General features: G+C 66.8%; 19 protein-coding genes. 2 read left to right on the plus strand and 17 right to left on the minus strand.

Annotated features, from left to right (window positions below; genetic code table 11):
- Positions 1-103: 103 nt before the first annotated feature.
- The 11 genes from C5B97_RS09945 to C5B97_RS09995 form a co-directional block, all read right to left on the minus strand.
- Positions 104-472, minus strand: a complete 369-nt coding sequence (locus tag C5B97_RS09945) for an RNA polymerase-binding protein RbpA (protein WP_104311913.1) — start codon at positions 470-472, stop codon at positions 104-106.
- Complete coding sequence (gene secG, locus C5B97_RS09950; protein WP_104241218.1) at positions 473-730, minus strand: preprotein translocase subunit SecG; 258 nt, start codon at positions 728-730, stop codon at positions 473-475.
- Positions 731-811: 81 nt separating this feature from the next.
- Positions 812-1,600 (minus strand): triose-phosphate isomerase, encoded by a 789-nt coding sequence (tpiA, locus tag C5B97_RS09955; protein ID WP_104311914.1) that lies wholly within the window; start codon positions 1,598-1,600, stop codon positions 812-814.
- Positions 1,594-2,805, minus strand: coding sequence for a phosphoglycerate kinase (gene pgk, locus C5B97_RS09960; RefSeq protein WP_104311915.1), 1,212 nt, complete (start codon positions 2,803-2,805; stop codon positions 1,594-1,596). The genes tpiA and pgk overlap by 7 nt, the downstream gene beginning before the upstream one ends.
- Positions 2,806-2,836: 31 nt before the next feature.
- On the minus strand, positions 2,837-3,838 hold the full coding sequence (gap, locus tag C5B97_RS09965) for a type I glyceraldehyde-3-phosphate dehydrogenase (protein ID WP_258068117.1): 1,002 nt from the start codon (positions 3,836-3,838) through the stop codon (positions 2,837-2,839).
- 184 nt (positions 3,839-4,022) lie between these two features.
- Positions 4,023-5,000 (minus strand): DNA-binding protein WhiA, encoded by a 978-nt coding sequence (gene whiA / locus C5B97_RS09970; protein WP_068481866.1) that lies wholly within the window; start codon positions 4,998-5,000, stop codon positions 4,023-4,025.
- 71 nt (positions 5,001-5,071) lie between these two features.
- Positions 5,072-5,959, minus strand: coding sequence for an RNase adapter RapZ (gene rapZ / locus C5B97_RS09975; protein WP_068481863.1), 888 nt, complete (start codon positions 5,957-5,959; stop codon positions 5,072-5,074).
- Positions 5,960-6,017: 58 nt separating this feature from the next.
- Entirely contained in the window at positions 6,018-7,940 is a 1,923-nt protein-coding gene (uvrC, locus tag C5B97_RS09980) for an excinuclease ABC subunit UvrC (RefSeq protein WP_104311917.1), read from the minus strand.
- Positions 7,940-10,813 (minus strand): excinuclease ABC subunit UvrA, encoded by a 2,874-nt coding sequence (gene uvrA, locus C5B97_RS09985; RefSeq protein WP_104311918.1) that lies wholly within the window; start codon positions 10,811-10,813, stop codon positions 7,940-7,942. Before uvrA ends, uvrC begins: the two co-directional genes overlap by 1 nt.
- A gap of 62 nt (positions 10,814-10,875) precedes the next feature.
- Positions 10,876-12,954 (minus strand): excinuclease ABC subunit UvrB, encoded by a 2,079-nt coding sequence (uvrB, locus tag C5B97_RS09990; protein ID WP_104311919.1) that lies wholly within the window; start codon positions 12,952-12,954, stop codon positions 10,876-10,878.
- A 91-nt stretch (positions 12,955-13,045) separates the two neighbouring features.
- Complete coding sequence (locus tag C5B97_RS09995; protein WP_104311920.1) at positions 13,046-13,582, minus strand: Dps family protein; 537 nt, start codon at positions 13,580-13,582, stop codon at positions 13,046-13,048.
- 145 nt (positions 13,583-13,727) lie between these two features.
- Between C5B97_RS09995 and C5B97_RS10000 the strand changes: the two genes are divergently transcribed.
- Complete coding sequence (locus tag C5B97_RS10000) at positions 13,728-14,450, plus strand: YigZ family protein (RefSeq protein WP_104311921.1); 723 nt, start codon at positions 13,728-13,730, stop codon at positions 14,448-14,450.
- 12 nt (positions 14,451-14,462) lie between these two features.
- Here C5B97_RS10000 and C5B97_RS18215 read toward each other — a convergent pair whose 3' ends face one another.
- Together C5B97_RS18215 and coaE are read right to left on the minus strand one after the other, a co-directional pair.
- The gene (locus tag C5B97_RS18215; RefSeq protein WP_258068118.1) at positions 14,463-14,723 is read right to left on the minus strand and encodes a hypothetical protein; all 261 of its coding nucleotides are present in this window, start codon (positions 14,721-14,723) and stop codon (positions 14,463-14,465) included.
- Between the two features lie 82 nt (positions 14,724-14,805).
- Complete coding sequence (gene coaE / locus C5B97_RS10010; protein WP_104311922.1) at positions 14,806-15,441, minus strand: dephospho-CoA kinase; 636 nt, start codon at positions 15,439-15,441, stop codon at positions 14,806-14,808.
- Positions 15,442-15,597: 156 nt separating this feature from the next.
- Between coaE and C5B97_RS10015 the strand changes: the two genes are divergently transcribed.
- Positions 15,598-16,242 carry a DUF4126 domain-containing protein gene (locus C5B97_RS10015; RefSeq protein ID WP_104311923.1) on the plus strand — a complete coding sequence of 215 codons (645 nt, stop codon included), beginning with the start codon at positions 15,598-15,600 and terminating at the stop codon, positions 16,240-16,242.
- A 155-nt stretch (positions 16,243-16,397) separates the two neighbouring features.
- On the opposite strand, the gene rpsA is transcribed toward C5B97_RS10015, so the two are convergent.
- The 4 genes from rpsA to C5B97_RS10035 form a co-directional block, all read right to left on the minus strand.
- Positions 16,398-17,855: a 30S ribosomal protein S1 gene (rpsA, locus tag C5B97_RS10020; protein WP_104252919.1), complete on the minus strand. Its 1,458-nt coding sequence runs from the start codon at positions 17,853-17,855 to the stop codon at positions 16,398-16,400.
- Between the two features lie 221 nt (positions 17,856-18,076).
- A complete protein-coding gene (locus C5B97_RS10025; RefSeq protein ID WP_104311924.1) occupies positions 18,077-18,538 on the minus strand; it encodes a DUF779 domain-containing protein in 462 nt (153 codons plus the stop codon).
- Positions 18,539-18,675: 137 nt separating this feature from the next.
- Positions 18,676-20,199, minus strand: coding sequence for an aldehyde dehydrogenase family protein (locus C5B97_RS10030; RefSeq protein ID WP_104311925.1), 1,524 nt, complete (start codon positions 20,197-20,199; stop codon positions 18,676-18,678).
- Positions 20,200-20,298: 99 nt separating this feature from the next.
- Positions 20,299-21,618: a GAF domain-containing protein gene (locus C5B97_RS10035; RefSeq protein WP_258068121.1), complete on the minus strand. Its 1,320-nt coding sequence runs from the start codon at positions 21,616-21,618 to the stop codon at positions 20,299-20,301.
- Positions 21,619-21,638 lie beyond the last annotated feature (20 nt).

Consider the following 21,638-nt stretch of genomic DNA (forward strand, 5'->3'; position numbering starts at 1 on the left):
ATTTCGGGCGAGACGACAATGGCTCCGGCCGAGAGCAGCGCTCTCGGCCGGAGCCATGTTTCGCAGTACCTGCCACGCCAGCCTGTTCAGGCGGCGGGGCGAGTCAGCCCTTGGTGGTCGTCTTCCCGCGGCGCTCCCGCAGCTTCGAGAGCGCCTCGTCGAGGAGTCGTTCTGCCTCCTCGTTCGTTCGTCGTTCTTTGACGTACGCGAGGTGCGTCTTGTAGGGCGCGACCTTCGTGGCCGCCGGTGGGTTGTCCCGGTCGCGGCCGGCGGGCAAGCCGGAGATCGGGCAGTCGATGAGCTCGGGGATGTCGTCCTCTGCGATCTCCGCAGAGTAGTGCCTCACGGTCTCATTGCCGAGCGCATCCCAGTAGGAGATCGACACGCGCGCAGCGTGCACTCCGTGGTCCATCTCCCCCATCGGTCCGGCACCCACACGCGATCCTCGGATCGCTGAGCCCCCCTGTGCCACCTAGCTCACCACGACCGTCTGGATGCGGGTGATGATGCCCATGGCGACGATGGCGAGCAGCCAGATGACGGCGAGCGTCACCGTGATGCGGTTCAGGTTCTTCTCGGCGACACCGGAGGCGCCGAGGTTCGACCCCATGCCCCCGCCGAACATGTCGGAGAGTCCGCCGCCTCGTCCGCGGTGCAACAGGATGAACAGGATCAGCAGGACGCTGGTGATGGCCAACACGACCTGCAGGATGACGAGGAGAATATCCACGGAATCCCTCTCAGATGAACGGACTCGGACGTGGCCTGAGTGAACAGGCCACGTCCGAGTATAGATGGTTGCCGTTTGCGACTAGGAACCGACGTGCTGACGGAACCGCGCGATGGCGCTGAACTCGTCGACCTTGAGGCTCGCGCCGCCGATGAGCGCGCCGTCGACGTCGGGCTCGCGCATGAAGCCTGCGATGTTGTCCGACTTCACGGAACCGCCGTAGAGGATGCGCGTGGCCGCTGCCACCGACTCGCCGAGAAGCTCCTCGAGCGCATCGCGGAGCGCCTTGGCGACGGTCTGCGCCTGCTCGGGGGTCGCGGCCTGTCCGGATCCGATGGCCCAGACCGGCTCGTAGGCGACCACGAGGTCCGGGGTACCATCGACGCCCTCGAGCGCAGCCTTCAGCTGAGCGACGGGGACGGCGCTTGCACCGAACTTCTCGAGGTCTTCCGACGTCTCGCCGACGCAGATGACCGGGACGAGGCCGTGCTTCAGCGCGGCCTTCACCTTGCTGCCCACAACCTCATCGGTCTCCGCGTGCAGCGTGCGTCGCTCGGAGTGTCCGAGGATGACGTACCTGCAGGCGAGAGCGCTCAGGAAGGCGCCCGAGATCTCACCCGTGTACGCGCCCGAGTCGTGGGCGGAGACGTCCTGGGCGCCGTAGCTCAGCGAGAGCTTGTCGGCGTCCACGAGCGTCTGCACGCTCCGCAGATCGGTGTAGGGAGGGAAGATCGCGACCTCGACATCGTCGAAGTCGTGCTTCGCGTCCTTGAGTGCCCACGCGAGCTTCTGCGTGAACGCGATGGCCTGGAGGTGGTCCAGGTTCATCTTCCAGTTGCCCGCCATGAGCGGGGTACGAGTCGTTACCATCCGAGAACCTGCAATCCGGGCAGCTGCTTGCCCTCGAGGAACTCGAGGCTGGCACCGCCACCAGTAGAGATGTGGCCAAATCTGTCATCTGCGAAGCCGAGCGTGCGCACGGCTGCTGCGGAGTCGCCGCCGCCGACAACCGAGAGGCCGTCGACGTCGGTCAGGGCGTCTGCGACGGAACGGGTTCCCTCGGCGAACGCGGGGAACTCGAACACGCCCATGGGCCCGTTCCAGAACACGGTCTTCGAATCTCGGATAACCGAGGCGAACGCCTTGGCCGTCTCCGGTCCGATGTCGAGTCCGATTCCAGAGGCTCCGAACCCGCTGTCCTCGATGCCATCTGCGGGGACGACCTCGTGCTCGGCGTCCGCCGAGAACGATGCTGCGACGACGACATCGCTCGGCAGCACGATGGAGACTCCACGCTGCTCGGCGTCCGCCAGGTACCCGCGAACGGTGTCCAGCTGGTCCGACTCCAAGAGGGAGGAGCCCACCTTGTGGCCCTGGGCCGCAAGGAACGTGAACAGCATTCCCCCGCCGATGAGGATCGAGTCGACCCTCGGGAGGAGATGCTCGATGACACCGAGCTTGTCCGACACCTTCGAACCACCGAGTACCACCGAGTACGGCCGCTCGACGGCCGAGGTCAGACGCTCGAGCACTTCGAGCTCATTGGCCACGAGGAGTCCCGCGGCGCTCGGCACGAGCTGGGGCAGGTCGTACACCGAGGCCTGCTTGCGGTGCACGACTCCGAAGCCGTCCGAGACGAACGCGTCCGCGAAACTCGCGAGCTGCTCGGCGAAGGCTCGGCGCTCGGCGTCGTCCTTGCTCGTCTCACCCGGGTTGAAGCGGAGGTTCTCGAGGACGACCAGCTGGCCGTCTTCGAGACCGCCGACGAGGCGCTGCGCGTCCTCGCCGACCGTGTCGGCGGCAAGAGGAGCATCGATCTCGAGGAGCTCACCCAGCCGGGAGGCGGCTGGAGCGAGCGAGTACTGCGGTTCAGGTGCCCCCTTGGGCCGACCAAGGTGCGAGATCACGATGACCTGCGCACCCTGGTCGAGGAGGAGGCGGAGCGTGCCGAGGGAGGCGCGAATCCGACCATCGTCGGTGATCACGCCCTCCTTCAGCGGCACGTTCAGGTCGCAGCGGACGATGACCTTCTTTCCCGTGAGGGAGCCAAGGCTCTCGATTGTGCGAAGCGCCATGTTGGCGATCCTTCCTCTGTTGCCGAAGTGGTTAGAGCTTGCTCGCGACGTACTCGGTGAGGTCGACGAGGCGAACGGTGTAGCCCCACTCGTTGTCGTACCAGGACGACAGCTTCACCTGGTTGCCGATGACCTTGGTCAGAGGCGCGTCGAAGATCGAGGAGTGGTTCTCTCCCACGATGTCGCGCGAGACGATGTCTTCCTCGTTGTACATGAGGAGGCCCTTGAACTCGCCCTCGGCGGCTTCCTTGTACGCGGCGTTGACTTCCTCGACGGTCACGGGCGTCTTGGAGACGACGGTGAGGTCGGTGATCGAGCCGGTCTCGGTGGGCACGCGGAGTGCGAAGCCGTCGAGCTTGCCCGCGAGCTCGGGGATGACGAGGCCGATGGCCTTCGCCGCACCCGTCGACGTGGGGATGATGCTGAGCGCGGCCGCACGTGCACGACGGAGGTCCTTGTGGGGGCCGTCCTGCAGGTTCTGGTCGGACGTGTAGGCGTGGACCGTGGTCATGAGACCCGACTCGATGCCGAACTTGTCGTTGAAGACCTTCACGAGCGGCGCGAGGCAGTTCGTCGTGCACGACGCGTTCGAGATGACGTCGTCATTCTCGGGGTCGTACTCGGTGTGGTTCACGCCGAAGACGAACGTCGGGGCAGGTCCGGAAGCGGGAGCCGAGAGGATGACCTTCTTGGCGCCTGCAGCGATGTGCGCGCGAGCCTTGTCGGGGTCGGTGAAGTGCCCCGTGCTCTCGATGACGATCTCGACGCCGAGCTCTGCCCAGGGCAGGTTGGCGGGGTCGCGCTCGGCCGTGGCCGTGATCTTCTTGCCGTCGACGTAGATGGCGTCGTCGTCGAACGAGATGTCGTTCTTCAGCTTGCCACCCGTGGAGTCGTACTTGAGGAGGTGTGCAAGGGTCTTGTTGTCGGTGAGGTCGTTGATTGCAACGAGCTCGAGGTTGTTGTCATCCTGCAGCAGTGCGCGTGCGTAGCTGCGTCCGATGCGTCCGAAACCGTTGATGGCGATTTTCGTCACGTGATGCTCCTTTTTCCTGTTGTTTCTCCGATTTGACAGGACTGTGTGGCCACAAGCGGCCGGGTGCACCATCGCACCGAAATCGTGGGAACGGTCTGCTGGGCAGGCCCGTTCAACATCGTCAGCCTAGTCCCATGGGCGGGCGCGGAGGTGACCAAACGGGCAGAGCTGTTCGGCGCGGTGATCAGAGCTCGTCGAGCACGGGGAGGTTGGACTCCGTGCCTGGGATGCCGCGGTCCGATGCCTGCTTGTCCGCAAGCGCGAGGAGGCGACGGATGCGGCCGGCGACGGCGTCCTTCGTCATGGGCGGATCCGCGTAGCGCCCCAGCTCGTCCAAGGAGGCCTCGCGGTGCGCCAGACGCAGCTGCCCCGCGTACTTGAGGTGGTCTGGTGCTCCCTCGCCGAGGATCTCGAGCGCCCGCTCGACGCGTGTGCAGGCGGTCACCGCAGCCTGAGCGGAGCGCCGCAGGTTCGCGTCGTCGAAGTTCACGAGCCGGTTCGCGGTCGCCCGCGTCTCGCGGCGCTGCCGGAGGCTCTCCCAGCTCTCGACGGTCGCGTGGGCTCCGATGACGGTCAGCATCGCGCTGATCGCATCACCGTCGCGGATGACGACGCGGTGCACGCCACGGACCTCGCGGGCCTTGGACGAGACGCCGAGTCGTCCGGCCGCGCCGACGAGGGCCATCGCCGTCTCGGAGTTCGGGGTGATGATGTCGAGCGACGCAGACCGGCCCGGATCGGTCAGGGACCCGGCCGCGAGGAACGCGCCGCGCCAGACAGCGGTCAGGTCGTCCTGGCTGCCGGTGGTGAGTCGGTTCGGGAGCCCGCGAACGGTGCGTCGTCGCGCGTCCATGAGTCCCGTCTGCCTGGCGAGCGTCTCGCCGTTCTCGAGGACTCGAAGCAGGTAGCTCTCCCCCGGCCTGGCACCTGAGCCGGCGACGATGGAGATCTTGGCTCGCACGCCGTACAGCTCGAGGAGCTCTCGGCCGAGTCGTCGGGCGAGCATCTCGGAATCGAGCTGCGCCTCGACAGCGATGCGCCCCGAGATGAGCTGCAGGCCACCCGCGAACCTCAGGAGCGACGCGACCTCGGCAGCACGAGCTTGGGTTGTGGCTGCGCGCGTGCGCAGAAGCTCGTGCTTGACATCGGCGGTGAGCGTCACCGGGGTACCTCCATGGATCAGAGTGAGTGGGCGCGACGAAGCGTCGTCGCGAATGCGAGATGGAACGGGAGTCACTCGCGACCGAGGTCGCGGTGCCGCACGCTGATGATCGTGTCATCGCGTTCGCGCAGCAGGCTCGCGATGCGCTCGGTCATGGCGACCGAGCGGTGCTTGCCGCCGGTGCATCCGACGGCCAGCGTCACGTGCCGCTTGTTCTCACGTTCGTAACCCCGCAGCACGGGGTCAAGCATCTCAATGTAGTGGGTCAGGAACTCGTCTGCACCTTCTTGGTCGAAGACGTAGTCGGAGACGCGCTTGTCGCGGCCGTTGAAGGCGCGGAGTTCCGGCTCCCAGAAAGGGTTCGGCAGGAAGCGCATGTCGACGACCAGATCGGCATCCGTGGGGATGCCGTACTTGAAGCCGAAGCTCTGCACCGTCACGGCGACCTTGTTCTGGTCGGCTTCGCCGAAGCGCTTGACGATGCGGGTCACCAGCTGATGGCCGTTGAGCTCCGAGGTGTCGATGACGATGTCGCTCGCCTCGCGGATCTCCTGGAGGCGGCTGCGTTCGCGGGCGATGCCATCGAGGATCGTGCCGTTGCCCTGCAAGGGATGCGGGCGCCGGACAGCCTCGAACCGTCGCACGAGCGTTCCGTCGGTCGCATCGAGGAAGAGAACGTCGACCTCGTGCGTCTCCCTGAGCCCGCCCACGAGCGCGGTGAACTCCTCGAGGAGGTGGCCGCCACGCACGTCGACCGAGACGGCGAGCTTCGGGAGCGAGTCTCGCGCCTTTCCGGCGACCTCGATGAGGGGCCTGATCATCTGCGGGGGCAGATTGTCGACCACGAACCAGTCGAGGTCCTCGAACGCCTTGCACGCGGTGGACCGCCCCGCACCGGACATGCCGGTGACGATCATGATGTGCTGGCGTCCTTCGCCGTCGATCTCCGCCGAACTCATGCGCAGGTCACCTCCCGTGGACTAAAACACCAGCCTACATAGCCGGAGCGTGCGTCTCTCACGCTTCCGCCGATTGCTCTCGCGCGAATCGCTCGGTTATCGCGGTCGCCGTGGCCTCTCCGACTCCCTGCACGCTCGTGAGCTCCTCGACGGTGGCCGCCCGGAGTCTCTTGACCGAGCCGAACTTCTTGAGGAGGGCGGCGACGCGCGTCGGCCCGAGGCCCGGGACGTCCGCGAGGACCGTGCCGATGTCGGCTTTGCGCTTCGTACGCTGATGGCGGATCGCGAAGCGGTGCGCCTCGTCTCGAAGACGCTGCACGAGGAAGAGCGCTTCGGACCCTCGAGGGAGGATGACCGGGAAGTCGTCGTCCGGGAGCCAGAGCTCCTCGAGCCGCTTGGCGATGCCGACGACGGCGATGCCACGCACCCCGGATTCCTCGAGCGCGCGTTGCGCCGCGTTGACCTGCGGCACTCCGCCGTCGATGAGCAGCAGTTGCGGTCGGTAGGCGAACTTGGCCCGTGTGGATTCCTGCGTCGACGCTTTCACGCGATCCGCGGAGAGGGCTGCGTCCTCGACGATATCGGCCGGTGTCGCGTCGTCGCGCAGGTAGGCGAGGCGCCGCGCGAGCACCTGGCGAATGGAGTCCGTGTCGTCCGTCGACGACGCGATGTTGAATCGCCGGTAGTGCGACTTCCGCGCCAGGCCGTCCTCGAAGACCACCATGGAGCCGACGATGCCGGTGCCTTGCAGGTGCGAGATGTCGTAGCACTCGATGCGAAGCGGCGCCTCGGCCAAGCCCAGCGCGTTCTGCAGCTCGGTGAGCGCATCCGATCGCGCGACGTAGTCGCTGCTGCGTTTGAGCTTGTACTGCGCGAGCGACCCCATGGCGTTGATCGTCGCGGTCTTGAGGAGTTCGGATTTCGGGCCCCGCTGCGCCGTTCGCAGGTTCACCTTGGCCTGTCTGGTCGCCTCAAGCCATTCCGACAGGGCTTCGGAGTCGTCGGGCAAGGCCGGCACGATGATCTCACCTGGTGGGAAGAGTCCGTCCTTCCCGTAGACGCGCTGCATCGTCTGGTCGATGATCGTTCCCAGGTCGGTGTCGAGTTCCTTGTCGAGCACCCAGTTGCGAACGCCGCGGATGCGGCCGCCGCGAACCGTGAACTGCTGCACGGATGCGCTCAGCTCGTCCTCCGCGATGCCGAAGAGGTCGAGGTCGACGTTGTCCGGCAGGACGACCGCGCTCTTCTCCAGGACGTTCTCGAGCGCTCCGATGCGGTCACGCAGCCTGGCTGCGTCCTCGAAGCGCATCTCGCTGGCTGCGAGCTTCATCTCCTCCTGCAGCGTCGTCAGCAGGCTGCGGTCGTAGCTCTCCATGAACCGCACGAACTCGTTCACGATCACGCGGTGCTCCGCGATGGTCACGCGTCCGCTGCAGGGCCCTCCGCACCGGCCGATCTGGCCCGGGAAGCACGGGCGTCCGCTCTGCATGGCGCGCTTGTAGTTCGAGTCGTTGCAGGTTCGGATCGGGAACGCCTTGACCATGAGGTCGATGGTCTCGTTGACCGCCCATACCTTGGGGTACGGACCGAAGTACCTGGCACCGCGGATCTTCGGGTTGCGGGTGACGAGGACGCGCGGCGCCTCGTCGCCGAGCGTGACCGCCATGAACGGGTAGCTCTTGTCGTCCTTGAACTTGACGTTGAAGGGCGGCGAGAACTCCTGGATCCAGGTGTACTCGAGCTGCAGGGCCTCGGTCTCGGTGCGCACGACGGTCCACTCGACACGAGTTGCCGTCGTCACCATGTGCCGCGTGCGTTCGTGCAGCCGCTCGAGTGGCGCGAAGTAGTTGCTCAGGCGCGCGCGGAGGTTCTTGGCCTTCCCGACGTAGAGCACGCGGTCGTTGTCCCCGAGGAACCTGTAGACCCCGGGGGCTGTGGGGATGTCGCCCGTCGCGGGACGATATGGCAGGACGTTCGCCATCAGCGGCCAGCTGCCTCCCGGTCGAAGATCTCCTTGAGGTACTGGCCCGTGTGGCTCTCCGCGATGCCGGCGACCTTCTCGGGGGTGCCGACGCCGACGACGGTGCCGCCACCTGAGCCACCCTCCGGCCCCATGTCGATGAGCCAGTCCGCGGACTTGATGACGTCGAGGTTGTGCTCGATCACGATGACGGTGTTGCCCTTGTCGACGAGTCCGCCCAGCACCTTCAGGAGCTTGCGGACGTCCTCGAAGTGGAGACCGGTGGTGGGCTCGTCGAGCACGTAGACGCTCCGTCCGTTGGAGCGGCGCTGGAGCTCCGTGGCGAGCTTGACGCGCTGCGCCTCGCCGCCGGAGAGCGTCGTCGCCGACTGCCCGAGGCGCACATAGCCCAGACCGACCTCGACGAGCGTCGAGAGGTACCGGTGGATGGCCGTGATGGGCTCGAAGAAGTCCGCAGCCTCGGCGATCGGCATCTGCAGGACCTCAGCGATGTTCTTGCCCTTGTAGTGCACGCTGAGGGTCTCGCGGTTGTACCGCGATCCTCCGCACACCTCGCACAGGACGTAGACATCCGGGAGGAAGTTCATCTCGATCTTCAGCGTGCCGTCTCCCGAGCACGCCTCGCAGCGGCCGCCCTTGACGTTGAAGCTGAAGCGCCCAGGCAGGTAGCCGCGCGCCTTCGCTTCGCTCGTCTCCGCGAAGAGCGTGCGGATGCGGTCGAAGACGCCCGTGTACGTGGCCGGGTTCGAGCGGGGAGTCCGGCCGATGGGGTTCTGGTCGACGTGGATGACCTTGTCGAGCTGGTCGACGCCGGTGATGCGCGTGTGCTTGCCGGCGACGGCGCGTGCTCCGTTGAGCTTGCTCGCGAGCACCCGGTAGAGGATGTCGTTCACAAGCGACGACTTCCCGGACCCGCTGACACCCGTGACCGCGGTGAGGATGCCGAGAGGGAAGCTCACCTGCACGTTCTTCAGGTTGTTTGCCCTGGCGCCGACGACGGTGAGCTCTCGCTTCTTGTCGTACTTCCGACGCTTCTTGGGCGTCTCGATGCCCATGCGACCCGAGAGGTAGTCGCCCGTGATCGACCTGGTGTTCTTCTCGAGGTCGGCGACGGAGCCGCTGTGGACGACTTCGCCCCCGTGCTCCCCCGCTCCCGGCCCGATGTCCACGATCCAGTCGGAGGTGCGGATGGTGTCCTCGTCGTGCTCGACGACGATGAGGGTGTTTCCGAGGTCGCGCAGCTTGACGAGGGTCTCGATGAGTCGCCGGTTGTCGCGCTGGTGGAGACCGATGGACGGCTCATCGAGGACGTACAGCACGCCGGTCAGGCCGGACCCGATCTGTGTCGCGAGGCGGATGCGCTGGGCCTCACCGCCGGAGAGCGTTCCCGCGGCACGAGCGAGGTCGAGGTAGCTGAGTCCGACCTCGATGAGGAAGTCGAGGCGGGCGCGGATCTCCCTGAGGACCTGCGCGGCGATCTTCGCCTCCCGGTCGGTGAGCTCGACCGTGTTCATGAAGTCCAGGCAGTCGGCGAGGCTCAGTGTCGTCGCGTCGGCGATGGAGCGGCCGTGGACCTTGACCGCGAGCACCTCGGGGCGCAGGCGCGCCCCGTTGCACGCCGAGCACGGGATCTCGCGCAGATACTGAGCCCAGCGGGCACGGGTCGCGTCGGTCTCCGCCTCGGCGTACTGGCGCTCGATGTAGGGCATGACGCCCTCGAAACCCGAGCTGTACGTCATCTGCCGGCCGAAGCGGTTGCGGTACTTGACCTTGACCTCGTACTCGCGCCCCTCGAGGATGGCCTCGCGGACCTCCTCTGGGAGTTTCTTCCATGGAGTCGTGAGCTTGAACTGGATCTGCTCCGAGAGCCCGAGGAGGAGGCGTTCGTAGTACTGGTACAGGCTCTTGCCCTGGGAGCTCCACGGCAGGATGACGCCATCCGCGATCGAGTCGAGTGGGTCGCCGATGAGCAGCTCGCGGTCGACGGACATGCGCGTGCCGAGGCCGTCGCAGGTCTGGCAGGCGCCGAACGGAGCGTTGAAGGAGAAGGTCCTCGGCTCGATCTCGGTGAGCGCGATGGGGTGGTTGTTCGGGCAGGAGAGCTGCTCGGAGAACGTGGTCCACGCATCGTCACCCTCCGCATCCACGAAGTTGATCTGCACGAGGCCGTCCGCGAGTCGGAGCGCCGTCTCCAGCGAGTCGGTCAGGCGGCCGAGCACGTCGTCGGCGGCGACGAGGCGGTCGACGATGACCGAGATGTCGTGCTTGAACGACTTCTTGAGCTTGGGCGGGTCGGTGAGCTGCACTCGCTCGCCGTCCACCATCGCCCTCGCGTAGCCCTGACCGGAGAGCGACTGGAAGAGGTCGACGAACTCGCCCTTCTTCTGCTGCACGACGGGCGCGAGCACCTGGTACCTGGTGCCCTCCTCGAGCTCCATGAGGTGGTCGGCGATCTGCTGCACGGTCTGCCGCTGGATGACCTCGCCGCAGACCGGGCAGTGCGGCACGCCGATTCGCGCCCACAGCAGGCGGAGGTAGTCGTAGATCTCCGTGATCGTGCCGACCGTCGACCGCGGGTTCCGGTTGGTCGACTTCTGGTCGATGGAGACCGCGGGGCTCAGGCCCTCGATGAAGTCGACGTCGGGTCGGTCGACCTGGCCGAGGAACTGCCGCGCGTAGGCGGAGAGCGACTCGACGTATCGTCGCTGGCCCTCCGCGAAGATGGTGTCGAAGGCGAGCGACGACTTCCCCGACCCGGAGAGGCCCGTGAACACGACGAGACTGTCGCGTGGGATCTCGAGGTCGACGTTCTTGAGGTTGTGGACGCGGGCGCCTTGGACGCGCAGCTGCGAGGAGGGAGGGAGGACGGCCATAGCTCTTTCAGGTTCTCTATTCGTGTGGATGCTGTGCGCCCGTCAGAGGCGCGCGGCCGCGGTCACCCCTTGGTGACGTGCCCGGCTCGTTCCATGGTCCGGAGGTCTTGCTTCAGCGCCGAGAGCTCATCGCGAAGGCGGGCGGCGAGCTCGAACTTGAGCTCGCTGGCCGCGTCGAGCATCTGCGCGTTGAGGTCAGAGATCATGTTCTCGAGCTCGCGTGCGCCGGATGCGGCGAGACCCTCTCGCTTGAGCTTAGGTGTCGTCTGCCGCTTGTTGTCGCCCTTGCCGCGAGATGCGAGGAGGTTCTCGGTGTCCTGCCCCTCACGCATGAGCGACTCCGTGATGTCTGCGATCTTCTTGCGCAGCGGGGTCGGGTCGATGCCGTGCTCCTTGTTGTAGGCGAGCTGGCGGTCGCGGCGCCGGTCGGTCTCCTCGATGGCTTGCGCCATGCTGTCGGTGATGCGGTCGGCGTACATGTGCACCTCGCCCGTCACGTTTCGGGCGGCGCGTCCGATGGTCTGGATGAGGGACGTGCTGGAGCGCAGGAACCCCTCCTTGTCGGCGTCCAGGATCGCGACGAGCGACACCTCCGGCAGGTCGAGGCCCTCGCGGAGGAGGTTGATGCCGACGAGCACATCGTAGAGTCCGGCACGAAGCTCCGAGAGGAGCTCCACCCGGCGCAGCGTGTCGACGTCGGCGTGCAGGTAGCGGACCCGGACGCCGTTCTCGCCGAGGAAGTCAGTGAGCTCCTCTGCCATCTTCTTGGTGAGGGTCGTGACGAGGACTCGCTCGTCGCGATCTGCGCGGACTCGGATCTCCTCGAGCAGGTCGTCGATCTGGCCCTTTGACGGCTTCACGATGATCTGCGGATCGACGAGGCCCGTCGGGCGGATGATCTGCTCGACGAACCCGTCAGCTTGCGCGAGCTCGTACTTGCCCGGCGTCGCCGACAGGTACACGGTCTGACCGACGCGGTCGCTGAACTCGTCCCACCGAAGCGGTCGGTTGTCGAGGGCGCTCGGCAGGCGGAATCCATGGTCGACGAGCGTGCGCTTCCGCGAGGCGTCACCCTCGTACATCGCGCCGATCTGCGGCACGGTCACGTGCGACTCGTCGATGACGGTGATGAAGTCGTCCGGGAAGTAGTCGATGAGGCAGTGCGGGGCCTCGCCGGGCGCACGACCATCCATGTGCCTCGAGTAGTTCTCGATGCCGGAGCAGAAGCCGATCTGCTCCATCATCTCCAGATCGAAGGAGGTTCGCATGCGGAGCCGCTGGGCTTCGAGCAGCTTCTGCTCGCGCTCGAAGACGCCGAGGCGATCGTCGAGTTCGTCGCGGATCTGGCCCATGGCCCGCTGCATCGCATCCGCACCTGCCACGTAGTGCGAGCCAGGGAAGACGCTCACGGAGTCCATGGAGCGGACGACGTCACCGGTCAGCGGGTTGAGGGCCGTCAGCGCCTCGATCTCGTCGCCGAACATCTCGATCCGGATCGCGAGCTCCTCGTAGACGGGGATGATCTCGATCGTGTCGCCCCGAACTCGGAAGGTGCCGCGTTGGAAGGCCACGTCGTTGCGCTGGTACTGCATGGTGACGAAGCGCCGGAGCAGCTCCTGGCGCGGGATGCGGTCTCCGACGTGGAGCGCGAGCATCGAGTTGAAGTACTCCTCCGGCTTCCCGAGGCCGTAGATGCAGGAGACCGTGGAGACGACGATGACGTCGCGCCGACTCAGGAGCGAGTTCGTCGTGGAGTGCCGGAGCCGCTCGACCTCCTCGTTCACCGAGCTGTCCTTCTCGATGAAGGTGTCGGTCTGCGGGACGTACGCCTCCGGCTGGTAGTAGTCGTAGTAGGAGACGAAGTACTCGACGGCGTTGTTCGGCATGAGCTCGCGGAACTCCGTCGCGAGCTGCGCCGCCAGGGTCTTGTTGTGCGCTAGCACGAGGGCCGGGCGCTGCAGCTTCTCGATGAGCCACGCGGTCGTGGCGGATTTTCCGGTTCCGGTCGCCCCGAGCAGGACGACATCCGGTTCGCCGGCATTGATGCGACTCGCAAGCTCGTCGATGGCCTTCGGCTGGTCGCCACTCGGCGTGTACTCGCTGACGACTTCGAAGGGACGGACGCTGCGTGTTGCTTGCATAGAACAAGTGTACGTGGCGGCTGCGACATTTCGGGGCCTCCGTGATGCGCTCTGCGCGATCACGGAGGCCCCGATGTGCAGTCGGCGCGGACTAGTCCTCGCTCGAGAGCACGCCCTGCGTGTTCTCGAGGTGTGCGCGGATGAACCACTGGAACTTCTCCAGCTCGGACACCTGGCCGATGACCAGGTCCTGGGTCACGAGGTCGAGGTCGTCGAGGCGCTTGATGGCCTCGCGGTGGTCGGTGATGACGCCCACGTAGACGTGGTCCAGCGCCTCGAGGTGCTGGCGGGTGCCTGCGCGGAACACCTCGTAGTCACCCCAGGTGCGGGCCTGGACGAGCGCGCCCGGCAGGCCGTTCGGCGGCACGCCGAGGGTCGCCATGCGCTCCGCGACCTCGTCGGCATAACCGCGGACGAGTTCGATCTGGGGGTCGAGCATCTCGTGGACGCTGATGAAGTCGCGCCCGATGACGTTCCAGTGGGCGTGCTTCAGCGTGAGGTGCAGGTCGTTGAGGGCGTGAAGGCGAAGCTGGAGGAGCTCGCCGATCTCGTGGCCCTTGTCGAGCGAGAGCCCGGGGACGGTGTACTCGCCGTTCTCGGTGTGCTGGCTTGAGGCTGTTGTGGTCATCTCAGTCCTCTCTTGGGAGCGCGAGTCGCGGATCCCGGTCGATGAGTCCCGTTCAGTGCGGGGGAAGACCAACCTTGTCAGCCAGGTCTGAACGTTTGGTCAGAGGACTGCCGAGGATGCGCGGCGACCGCCGTAGACTGCCGGGATGCGCGCCGCACAGTCAGGGGGCAGCCCGTCGAGCGGGCGTGCCGACTCGGCGCCGAGCTACGGGGTACTCGCCGATCTGGGTCCGCTCGACAACGAGATCGAGATCCGCCGCTCCCGGTTCATCTGCCGCCTCCAGCGAGTGGAGAGCGAAGCGGAGGCAAGGGCGGTCATCGCCGATCGGCGGGCCGCACACCGACTCGCGCGCCATCACTGCAGTGCGTTCGTGGTGGGTGCCGGGCGAGATGTCCAGCGCTCGAACGATGATGGCGAACCTGGCGGGACGGCTGGGACGCCCATGCTCGAGGCGCTCGTGCTGCACGAGCGCGAGCGGGGCATCCCGTCCTCGGCCGACCTCAGCGACGTCGTCGCTGTGGTCACGCGGTACTTCGGCGGCGTTCTGCTCGGCGCAGGCGGGCTCGTGCGCGCCTACTCGGAGTCCGTCTCGGCAACCCTGCAGCTCGCACGACTCGCGACGCGCGAGGCGAGGGCGATCTTCGGTCTCGAAGCGCCGCACGCCACCGCAGGTCAGTGGGAGAACGAGCTGCGCGTCCGCGGCGTGCTCGTGGCCGGAACCGACTACGCCGGAGCCACAGCCATGTTGAGCCTGGCCATCCCCGACTCGCCTGACGCGCGCGGGCGTCTGGCTGCTGAGGTGGCGGCGGTCACCGCCGGCCGGGGCTCGCTCGTCCCCCTCGGCGCCGAGTGGGTCGATCTCGCCTAGGGCGTGCACGCGTCACCTCCGGGAAGCCGTCACCATGAGGTACTCCCAGTTCATCTGGCCGTCCTGCAGGGAACGGTCGGCGAGTGCCGCCAGGTCTGCGTCCAGTGCAGCCACTCGCGCTCTGTGGTCGGTCACACCGCGGTCTGACAGCCCGTGTCCGCGCTCGTCGTACCGGATCACCGTTGCGATGCGGCCGAGCTCCACGAGGAAGTGGCGCCAGACAGGGCTCTGCCAATCGAACTGCAGATGACTCAGCGCCCCCGCAGGACTCATGCTAGAACTCCCGAGCGCGCAGCACCCCCCATCGTCAGCCCACTGTCAGGCTCAGGCGCGGGACCAGGCGCGCGTCCGTCGGTCAGACTCCGTACGTCTGCGTCTCCGGTGCTCGAAGGCTCGCGGCCGTGATCCGGCGCCACTCGGCGTCGACTTGATCGAGTGTCTCGTCGAGGGGGGCGCTCGTGTCGATGAGCACGTCGGCGATCCGACGCCGCTCGTCATCGCTCGCCTGCGATGCGATTCGAGCCTGCGCGTCTTCCGGTGTCATGCCGCGACCCCCGACGAGACGCTCCTCGCGGATGTTGGCCGGCGCATCCGCAACCCAGATCTCCTCGTAGTCGTAGTTGCTCGTCGATTCGACGAGCAGCGGGATGACATGCACGACAAGGGCCGCCGGGTCGTCGGCGAGCACCTCATCGAGCTTCTCCCCCGTGAGGCGACGCACCTCCGGGTGCACGATGTCGTTGAGTGCCCCGCGTGCCTCGTCGTCGCCGAAGACCAGCGCGCCGAGTGCGGGACGGTCCAGTGTTCCGTCCGCCAGGAGCACCTGCTGTCCGAAGCGCGCGACGATCTGTCGAAGCGCTGGAGCGCCGACGGTGACGGCCTCTCGCGCGAAGACGTCGGCGTCGAGGATCACGCCGCCGAGCTCGGCAAGTCGGTTGGCGATGGTCGTCTTGCCGGATCCGATTCCCCCGGTCAGCGCGATGGTGACCATGATGTGCTGTCCTCTCGTCTGCGCATGCCCTCCGACGGGCATCGTCGTGTGGCCAACGCTACTGCGCTCCGGCCGAGAGCACCCTCCGGCAATCCCGGGACGACCCGCCCCCGGGCTGATCGCGTGCCAGACTGGGACGCAGGAGGCACGAGACACATGCTTGAAATTCTGACCGGCCTGGGGCTCGCGACGGCGAGCGGCCTCAACGCGTTCATCCCACTGCTCGGGATCGGGCTTCTCGCCCGATTCACCGACCTCATCGCGCTTCCAGCAGGCTGGGCCTGGCTCAGCAACGACTGGGTGCTCATCATCGTCGGCGTGCTGCTCGTGCTCGAGCTCGTCGCCGACAAGGTCCCCGCGCTGGACCACGTCAACGACTGGATCCAGACGGTCATCCGCCCGACCTCCGGCGGTATCGTCTTCGGGGCTGGCACCGCCAGCTCGACCGCAGCCATCCAGGACCCGGCCAGCTTCTTCACGAGCAACGCGTGGGTGCCAGTGGTCATCGGGATCGGCATCGCCCTGCTGACCCACCTCACCAAGAGCAGCACCCGAGCCGCGGCGAACGTCGTGACAGCTGGTGCGGCCGCTCCGATCCTGAGCGTCGGCGAGGACGCCATCAGCGTCGGGCTGCTCTTCTCCGCGATTCTCGTGCCGCTGTTCGTGCTGGTCATGCTCGCAATGCTCGGTGTGCTCGCCTGGCTGCTGTTCCGCAGCTTCAAGCGCGTGCGCGACGCGCGCGCCGCCAGGTCGGGGCCTGCCGCTCCCCCGGTCCCGCCGGCCCCGGGCTTCACCGCCTGACCAGAACGAGCCCCGCTGGGACGTAGCAACGCCCGGCTGCTTCTCAGCGGCCGGGCGTTGCATTCGCGCCGGTATCCGCGCCTCTCTCCCCACAACGGCCGAAGGCCGGCCCCAGAACTGGGACCGGCCTTCGGATGCACTGCTGCTGCTGGGAACTAGTTCCCTGCGAGCTTCTCGCGGAGGGCGGCAAGCGACTCGTCGTCGGCAAGCGTTCCTGCGCCAGCTGCTTCGCTCGCGAACGAGTTCGAGGAGCTCGACGGCGCGACGGCGCTGACGTTCTGCTCGATCTCGGCTGCGGATGCGACCTGCTTCTTGTGCGCTTCCCAGCGAGTCTGGGCGAGAGCGTACTCCTGCTCCCAAGCCTCGCGCTGTGCGTCGAAGCCTTCCTTCCACTCGTTGGTCTCGGGGTCGAAGCCCTCGGGGTACGTGTAGTTCCCCTCGGCGTCGTACTCGGAGACCATGCCGTAGAGCGCTGCGTCGAACTCGGTGCCCTCGGGGTCGACGCCATCGTTCGCCTGCTTGAGCGAGAGCGAGATGCGGCGACGGTCGAGGTCGATGTCGATGATCTTGACGAACAGCTCCTGGCCGACCGACACAACCTGCTCGGCGAGCTCGACGTGGCCGCTGGAGAGCTCCGAGATGTGCACGAGGCCCTCGATGCCGTCTGCGACGCGAACGAACGCACCGAACGGAACGAGCTTCGTGACCTTGCCCGGTGCGATCTGACCGATGGCGTGCGTGCGTGCGAGCACCTGCCACGGGTCTTCCTGCGTTGCCTTCAGCGAGAGCGAGACACGCTCGCGGTCGAGGTCGACCTCGAGGATCTCGACGGTGACCTCCTGGCCAACCTCGACGACCTCGGAGGCGTGCTCGATGTGCTTCCAGCTGAGCTCGGAGACGTGCACGAGGCCGTCAACGCCACCCAGGTCGACGAACGCACCGAAGTTGACGATCGAGGAGACCACACCCTTGCGGACCTGGCCCTTCTGGAGGTTGTTGAGGAAGTTCGAGCGGGTCTCGGACTGGGTCTGCTCGAGGAGCGCGCGGCGCGAGAGCACGACGTTGTTGCGGTTCTTGTCGAGCTCGAGCACCTTGGCCTCGAGTTCCTGACCGAGGTACGGCGTGAGGTCGCGCACACGGCGGAGCTCGATGAGCGAGGCCGGGAGGAAGCCGCGGAGGCCGATGTCGACGATGAGACCGCCCTTGACGACCTCGATGACGGTGCCGGTGACGACGCCGTCTTCTTCCTTGATCTTCTCCACGTCGCCCCAGGCGCGCTCGTACTGTGCGCGCTTCTTGGACAGGATCAGACGGCCTTCCTTGTCCTCCTTCTGGAGAACGAGGGCCTCAACGGTGTCGCCGACCTGAACGACCTCGGTGGGGTCGACGTCGTGCTTGATCGAAAGCTCGCGCGAGGGGATGACGCCCTCGGTCTTGTAACCGACGTCGAGGAGGACCTCGTCGCGGTCGATGCGAACGACGGTGCCCTCGATGAGGTCCCCGTCGTTGAAGAACTTCAGCGTCTCTTCGACCGCGGCAAGAAAGTCCTCAGCAGATCCGATGTCGTTGATGGCGACCTGCTTGGTTGCCTTTTCGGTCGTGGTGGTGGTCATGTAGGTAATGCTCCAGGTGGGCTATAAGTCGGCCCGGATGTGCTGCTCTCGGCATGATGTCGAGGACAATGGTGCTCATCCGGGAATGCGGATACGTGCACACAGAAAAGTGCTCTGTCAGCCTAGTCGGCGAAGTCAAGTGAGAGCAAGTGTCGCGCGTGGCGAGTTCCCCGGCGTTTGCGGCGAGTCGGTCCCGCGAGCCCCGTTCGGCTCTGCACGGATCAGGAGACGGCGAGCGAATCCGCGTCGGTGCCGTCGGGGTTCATGAGCTGCGAGCGGATCAGGAAGCGCTTGCCTTCCGGGGCCTCCAGCGAGAAGCCGGATCCCCGCCCGGTGACGATGTCGACGGTGAGACGAGTGTGGCGCCAGTACGCGAACTGCTCGCGCGACATCCAGAACTCCACTCGACCCGCGTCGGCGATGTCGGTGGTGCCGAGGAGGACGTCGGCGTCGCCGGTGAGGAAGTCGCCAGCCGGGTAGCACATGGGCGAGGAGCCATCGCAGCAGCCCCCGGACTGATGGAACATGAGCGGGCCGTGGCGCCTCCCGAGCGCCGAGATCATCCCGACGGCTTCCGGCGTGAAGGAGACCCGGGAGAAGGTCTCGCCCTCGATGGTCGGGGTCGATGCGAGCGCTCCACCACTGGGCAGCTCGTCGACATCGCCTCGCACTTCGCTGTGCATGTCTTCACCCGTTCGTTGTGTCTTGGTGTCCGGCCTTGCCTGGGGTCGCACGCGCGGCTCGGTGTCGCGTTTGCGGCGAGCGTACGCCCGGCGCCCGAGGACTCCATGAGTGCTCGGCCGCCGGGCGCGGGCGTGAATCAGAAGAAGCCCAGCTTGTCCTCGCTGTAGCTGACGAGGAGGTTCTTCGTCTGCTGGTAGTGGTCGAGCATCATGAGGTGGTTCTCGCGGCCGATGCCGGAGGACTTGTAGCCGCCGAACGCAGAGTGGGCAGGGTACGCGTGGTACTGGTTGACCCAGACACGGCCGGCCTGGATGTCCCGGCCGGCTCGGTACGCGGTGTTGCCCATGCGCGACCAGACACCGGCGCCGAGACCGTAGAGGGTGTCGTTGGCGATCGAGATCGCGTCGTCGTAGTCGGAGAACTTCGTGACCGCGACAACCGGGCCGAAGATCTCCTCCTGGAAGATGCGCATGCTGTTCTGGCCTTCGAAGATCGTGGGCTGCACGTAGTAGCCGCCCGCGAGGTCGCCGTCCAGTTCCGCGCGCGCGCCGCCGATGCGGACCTTCGCGCCTTCCTGACGTCCGATCTCCAGGTAGCTGAGGATCTTCTCGAGCTGGTCGTTCGAGGCCTGGGCGCCGACCTGCGTGTCGGTGTCGAGCGGGTTGCCCTGCACGATCTTGCGGGTGCGCTCGGTCACGTCCTCGAGGAAGCGGTCGTAGATCGAGTCCTGGATGAGGGCGCGGGACGGGCAGGTGCAGACCTCACCCTGGTTGAGGGCGAAGAGCGTGAAGCCCTCCTGCGCCTTGTCGTAGTACGCGTCATCGCGCAGCGCGATGTCCTCGAAGAAGATGTTCGGGCTCTTGCCGCCGAGCTCGAGCGTCACGGGGATGATGTTCTGCGAGGCGTACTGCATGATGAGGCGCCCGGTCGTCGTCTCGCCCGTGAACGCGATCTTGCGGATGCGCGAGTTCGAGGCCAGCGGTTTCCCGGCCTCGGCGCCGAAGCCGTTCACGATGTTCACGACGCCAGGCGGGAGCAGGTCGCCGATGAGCTCGAAGAGCACGAGGATCGACGTGGGCGTCTGCTCTGCCGGCTTCAGGACGATCGCGTTGCCTGCTGCGAGTGCTGGCGCGAGCTTCCACACGGCCATGAGGATCGGGAAGTTCCATGGGATGATCTGGCCGACGACGCCGAGCGGCTCGTGGAAGTGGTATGAGGTCGTGTTGTCGTCAAGCTGGCTGAGCGTTCCTTCCTGCGCCCTGATGGCTCCCGCGAAGTATCTGAAGTGATCGATCGCGAGCGGGATGTCGGCGGCGAGGCACTCTCGGATGGGCTTGCCGTTGTCCCACGTCTCGGTGACGGCGATGTACTCGAGGTTCTCCTCGATGCGGTCTGCGATCTTGTTCAGGATGACGGCACGCTCGGCCGGGCTGGTCTTGCCCCAGGCGGGGGCTGCGGCGTGCGCCGCGTCCAGGGCCGCCTCGATGTCCTCGGCCGTTCCGCGGGCGACCTCGGTGAAGGGCTGGCCGGTCACCGGGGTGATGTTCTCGAAGTACTCGCCCTTCACCGGCGGCACCCATTGGCCGCCGATGTAGTGCTCGTAGCGCGGCTTGAACGAGACGAGGGACCCGTCGGTTCCTGGCTTGGCGTACACAGTCATGGGGACTCCTTTGTCCGGGGAAACTCTTCCTCGGCAGATTAGGAGCGACAACGTTGCAATCGGGTTGCAGCACTATGGCGCTGTCGCGCGAGGGGCGCTTCAGGACTCGAGCGATTCGATCCGAGCGACGTACCTGGAACGGGCGGGCGAGCGAGGCGGGAGCACGCCGAGGGCGATGCGGAAGGCGTCGGAGTCCTGGGCGACCTCTGGGAGCTCGAGGTAGGCGAGCAGCGTCGGCGTGTCCGCCGTGCTGAGGACCTGGTCCCGGAGCGTCGCCGAGATCTCGGCCCGCAGTTCGCGGATGCCAGGCGCATCGGAGGCGGGCAGGAGCTCGCCCGGATACATCCTCACCGCCGCCCGGACGTCGCCCGCTGCGAGGAGGCGCAGCACCTCGGCGGCATCGCTCGTGAGGCCCTTCGCGACACGATAGGGGCGCGGCACGAGGTCGAGGTCGCGTTCGGCGAGGAGCGGCCTGAGCCTCGCGAGCTCCGCCCGGAGCGTGACCTCCTTGGCCGTCTCACCGTAGAGCCGGAGTGCAAGCTCCCCCGCGCTGAGCCCGGAGGGGCGTGCGGCGAGGAGCGTCAGGATCTCTCCGTGTCTGCCGCTGAGCTCGAGCAGCGGAAGGCCCGGTGCTGCGAGTCGAGCACGATGGACGCCGAGTGCGCTGACCTTGGCCGTAGCGGCCCCGTTCGCCGGCGCACTCGGGAGGGACGGGCCGCCGGAGCGAGCCGCGGCGCCTGCCAGCAAGGCGGCGACTCGCATCTCGGCTTCGGCGGCGGCGACGGCTGCCCGCATGAGGGCGAGGGAATGGGGGCCGACCGCCCGTTCGTCACCCGTCAGGTCGATGGCTCCCACCGCGAGGCCGGACAGGGGATCGCGGATGGGGACCGCGGTGCAGCTGAGCAGCTGCACCGCGGGGGCGAAGTGCTCGGCGCCCGCGATCTGCACGCCTCGACCTGAGGCCAGAGCTGTGCCCGGGGCGCTCGTGCCGACGGCACCCTCGGACCAGTCGGCGCCTGCCACGAAGTCCATGTGCTCCGCGCGGCGAAGCGTGTCGCCGTCCCCGCGCACCCACAGGAGACGTCCCTGCTCGTTGGTGATGGCGACGATGAGGCCGGTGTCCCTGGCCGGCTCGACGAGCAGGCGGTCGAGGACGGGAAGGACGTGCTGGAGGGGGCTGCGTTCGCGTGCGGCCGCGAGCGGTTCGAACGCGTCGAGGTCACGAGCCCTGGCATTCGAAGGACTCCCGAGCAGGTGCAGCGAACGGAGCCAGGATTCGCGGACGACGCTGCGAAGGCCTGCGACCGCCGAGCGGAGGTCGACGCCTCCGCTTCGCCCGCCGTCGGCGTCGATCAGGGAATGGGCGGATGCGGCGGCTGCCTGGTCGGGACCGACGCTCTCGCCACTCTGCGGGTGCACCTCGCAGCCTCCTCGGATTC

Source organism: Pseudoclavibacter sp. RFBB5 (assembly GCF_002931555.1).
Classification (GTDB): domain Bacteria; phylum Actinomycetota; class Actinomycetes; order Actinomycetales; family Microbacteriaceae; genus Pseudoclavibacter.